This window comes from Clostridium tepidiprofundi DSM 19306, assembly GCF_001594005.1.
In the GTDB taxonomy this organism is placed as follows: Bacteria; Bacillota; Clostridia; order Clostridiales; family Clostridiaceae; genus Clostridium_AC; species Clostridium_AC tepidiprofundi.
Window position 1 is genome coordinate 1 of record NZ_LTBA01000089.1, and the last position, 4,203, is coordinate 4,203.

Genomic DNA, 4,203 nt, shown 5'->3' on the forward strand with positions numbered 1-4,203 from the left:
TTTTATCAACTCTTGTAAGACATTTATCACAACATTTTTTTGTGCTTTCAAATAGCTCTACACCATCTATTGCAACAACCTTTAACCCATCTATAGTACCACCTCTAAAAACCTTATTTTTTATAGTAGTTTTAATTATATGACTATGAATTCCTTTTAATCCATCTAAATCAAAACCACTGAAACACCGCCTGACAGAGTCAATGCGTGGAGTTCTAGTTTTTTTAGGTAACACTTTTTTAAATTTACCTTTTTCAAGCCAATGGTCTAATCTATTGAAACTTCTTATTTGAAGCATAAATCCAAATAAAACAATAAAAGCAATTGTTGAAATTTTTACTTCTGATTTTACTCTTTTATCTTTTAAGGTATTGATTTTTTCACCTATATGGTATACCTTATTAGTATAGGTGAGTAATTGTTTCAAATAACTCTTGCTCATTTTATCAGCATCCTTTTTGTGTGAATTTCTAAACAAAACTATTATAAAAAGGATGCTTTTATTTTGCAACTTTTTTCTCTATAATTTCCAGTAAAAATCGGAAAATCTCATATTTCCACTGATTATTCTTAAATTCTTATAAATCAATGGGCTACCAACCTAAAAAATTTTTAAGTGCTAAACTTCTGATTTTTTAGATTTCGCCTTGCTCTACTGGTTTCCCTATAAATCTAACTATTAATATTATCATCAAAATGTCAAAAGGTAATATTATATATATAGGCATTCCAAAACCAGCAGGTATATATCCAAATAATATACTTACTCCTGCAACAACTAATGCATAGTACAATTGAGTTTTTACATGCTCCATATGATCACATGATGTTCCCATTGAAGACAATATTGTTGTATCCGATATTGGTGAACAATGGTCTCCAAAAATAGCTCCTGTTAAAACTGCACTTATGCAAACCACAACAAATGAATTTACTGGAGATATAGCAAAGGCCAATGGAATAGTCAATGGCATCAATATACCCATTGTTCCAAAAGAAGTTCCCGTAGCAAACGATACAATTGCTGACGATATAAATATTATAGATGGTAAAATAAATTTAGGAATAGCAGTAGATAATACCAAAGCAACCAAATAATTTGCTGTTCCTAGTTGTTTTATTAAACTACTCAATGACCATGCCAATAATAAAATTACACCTGTAATTACTAATGATTTAATACCGTTTACCCATATATCTATTGCTTCTCCTAGCGTAAATATCTTCTGAACCCTTCCCATTATCATAGCAACAATACTTGCAAACAATGCAGCAGTAAATAATACTATACTTGCATCTGATTCCCCAAAAGTTATTCTTAAAGCATCAAAAGATAGTGGCGAACTTTTCAACACATTAATATATGTCGTATTATCTCCATTAATTACTGCACTATACCCATTGAAATAAAACCCTATAAATGCTGTTACTATAAGCACTAAAATAGGAATTATAGCATTCCACATACTAAGCTTGATACCTTTTTCTGGTTCTAATGTTTCATTATCACTTGAACTCATAGGCTTAGCATTTTCGCTTAATACCTTTCCTGTTGTTCTAGCCCTTCTTTCTGCTTTAAACATAGGTCCAAATTCTCTTAAAAATATTGCAGTCATAACAATAAATATAAGAATTAATATATTATAAAACCTATATGGTATAGTCGATAAAAATATATTGTATGTTGCCACATTTTGCCCAATTGATTCATATCCTGATTTTATCAAACTAAGTTCATATCCAATCCAAGTAGAAATTACAGCTATTCCAGCAATAGGTGCTGCTGTAGCATCTACAATAAATGATAATTTTTCTCTTGATATCTTCATTTTATCTGATACAGGTCTCATAATAGGACCTACAATAAGCGAATTCGCATAATCATCAAAGAAAATAAATATCCCTAAAAGCCATGTTAAAATTTGTGCTGATTTTGGTGACTTAGCCTTCTTTGCAAGTGTTTGAGCTATTGCTTTTGCTCCTCCCATTTTAGATATCAAAGCAACCAATCCACCTATTGTTAAACATTGGAGTATTACTCCTGCATTCCATGGATCTGCTAATGAACCAAGCAATTCTTTTACAACCATATTAAAAGCTTTAATAATAGTCATAATAATATTATTACCATTTAACTGTAATAAAAAAGCCCCTGAAAAAACTCCAGTAAAAAGCGATAAAACTACATTTTTAGTCTTAAATGCAAATATTATTGCAAGCAACGGTGGAAGTAAAGTTAAAAAACCAAAATGATGTGCATTAGTTTGTGCTACTGTTACTCCTTCAGCAAAAACGCTTGTACCACAAATAAAAAAAGTTAAAAATAACATTACAATAGAAAAATTCTTCTTCATTTCCAGTCCTCCTATGTCATATTATTGAAATGAACAAATGGAAGAATGGCAGAAAAATAAAAAGCCATGGGCAAGCGTACACCCATGACTTATCAAATACTTAAATATACTACACAATTTAAAATAAGTATATCAATAAGATGAATGATAGCTCTCCACAAATAGAATATTTGTGACAGTCTTACACATGTTATGTGCAAGCCCAGGAATACAATCTTAAAGCATCAACTGTACCCTTCGGCAGTACTTCCTTTCCTGTTATATCATCGTGCTTACCTCAATAACAGTACTCTTAAACACTGCGCCTCTACCAATCGTCCATTATATTCACTTTTAATTTTATGAGATTTATTTTACATCTTTCGACTTAATATGTCAAGCTTTATCAAAATATTTTTGTATTTTTTTATACCATTTCTTGTATAATTTGGGTTCCTCTCTTTTTAACACATCAAGGAATTCATCTAGTGCTCCTAATTTTTTAAGTCCTTTACATAAATGACGTGGATAATTTACTTTTTTAGAATAGCACCCCTTTGGGTCGATTATCTTCAATGTTTCATGCTTTGTTACAAAAATATCTTTACACCTAATGTCGATCTTTGAAAATTTTAATCTTATAAATTCCTTAAGCATTTCAATTACTTCTTTGGCAATTTTTTCATTTAATCCATATAACTTAATATAGTCACTTAAGCTAATTCCTTCAACATATTCTCTAATAATATAATTACCCCCACATTCATATGTTTTAGGAAAATATTTGTTACCATCTGCTTTTAATATAACCATTTCTTCCTTTCTACAACTTTTTATAGTGTTACATATTTTTATCACTTTTCCATCATCCATTAAATATACAATTCCGTGATGCCCTTTACCAATATATTTCCACTTATTGAATTCTAACTCAAAATCATCTCCATATATATTTTTATCTATCATAAAAGGCCACCTTTTTATTATTTAAATATACTATACAATATTATATTCTCTTGTTTTCATTTTTATTATCAACTGTATATAATTGAACTCCTTTTGCTAAAGCAAAACATTTCAATTTCATATGAAACCTCTACTCCACATGAAGCAAAAACTTCAATCTACTACTTATAGAAATTTGAATCTTGTAAAAATGATAAAATTAAAACTCTATTATTAAAATTTGTGTTAAATCAAATTTTTCACTGGAAATTAGATGCAAATACATAAATATTAACAGAAGTTTAGCACTTAAAAATTTTTTAGGTTGGTAGCCCATTGATTTATAAGAATTTAAGAATAATCAGTGGAAATATGAGATTTTCCGATTTTTACTGGAAATTATAGAGAAAAAAGTTGCAAAATAAAAGCATCCTTTTTATAATAGTTTTGTTTAGAAATTCACACAAAAAGGATGCTGATAAAATGAGCAAGAGTTATTTGAAACAATTACTCACCTATACTAATAAGGTATACCATATAGGTGAAAAAATCAATACCTTAAAAGATAAAAGAGTAAAATCAGAAGTAAAAATTTCAACAATTGCTTTTATTGTTTTATTTGGATTTATGCTTCAAATAAGAAGTTTCAATAGATTAGACCATTGGCTTGAAAAAGGTAAATTTAAAAAAGTGTTACCTAAAAAAACTAGAACTCCACGCATTGACTCTGTCAGGCGGTGTTTCAGTGGTTTTGATTTAGATGGATTAAAAGGAATTCATAGTCATATAATTAAAACTACTATAAAAAATAAGGTTTTTAGAGGTGGTACTATAGATGGGTTAAAGGTTGTTGCAATAGATGGTGTAGAGCTATTTGAAAGCACAAAAAAATGTTGTGATAAATGTCTTACAAGAGTTGATAAAA

The 4,203-nt window shown here is 29.1% G+C and carries 2 protein-coding genes, 2 pseudogenes and 1 riboswitch; of the genes and pseudogenes, 1 reads left to right on the forward strand and 3 read right to left on the reverse strand.

The features are described 5' to 3' along the window. From CLTEP_RS13530 to CLTEP_RS13540, 3 genes and pseudogenes are all read right to left on the reverse strand, one after another. Positions 1-442 (reverse strand): annotated as a pseudogene (locus tag CLTEP_RS13530) (transposase); the annotation flags it as partial. A 193-nt stretch (positions 443-635) separates the two neighbouring features. Further along, positions 636-2,354: a Na+/H+ antiporter NhaC family protein gene (locus CLTEP_RS13535; RefSeq protein ID WP_066827564.1), complete on the reverse strand. Its 1,719-nt coding sequence runs from the start codon at positions 2,352-2,354 to the stop codon at positions 636-638. Between the two features lie 140 nt (positions 2,355-2,494). Next, positions 2,495-2,672: riboswitch (Lysine riboswitch) on the reverse strand. 57 nt (positions 2,673-2,729) lie between these two features. Beyond that, positions 2,730-3,299 (reverse strand): protein kinase, encoded by a 570-nt coding sequence (locus CLTEP_RS13540; protein ID WP_066827566.1) that lies wholly within the window; start codon positions 3,297-3,299, stop codon positions 2,730-2,732. Positions 3,300-3,761: 462 nt separating this feature from the next. On the opposite strand from CLTEP_RS13540, the pseudogene CLTEP_RS13545 reads away from it, so the two are divergent. Next, a pseudogene (locus CLTEP_RS13545) lies at positions 3,762-4,203 on the forward strand (transposase); the annotation flags it as partial.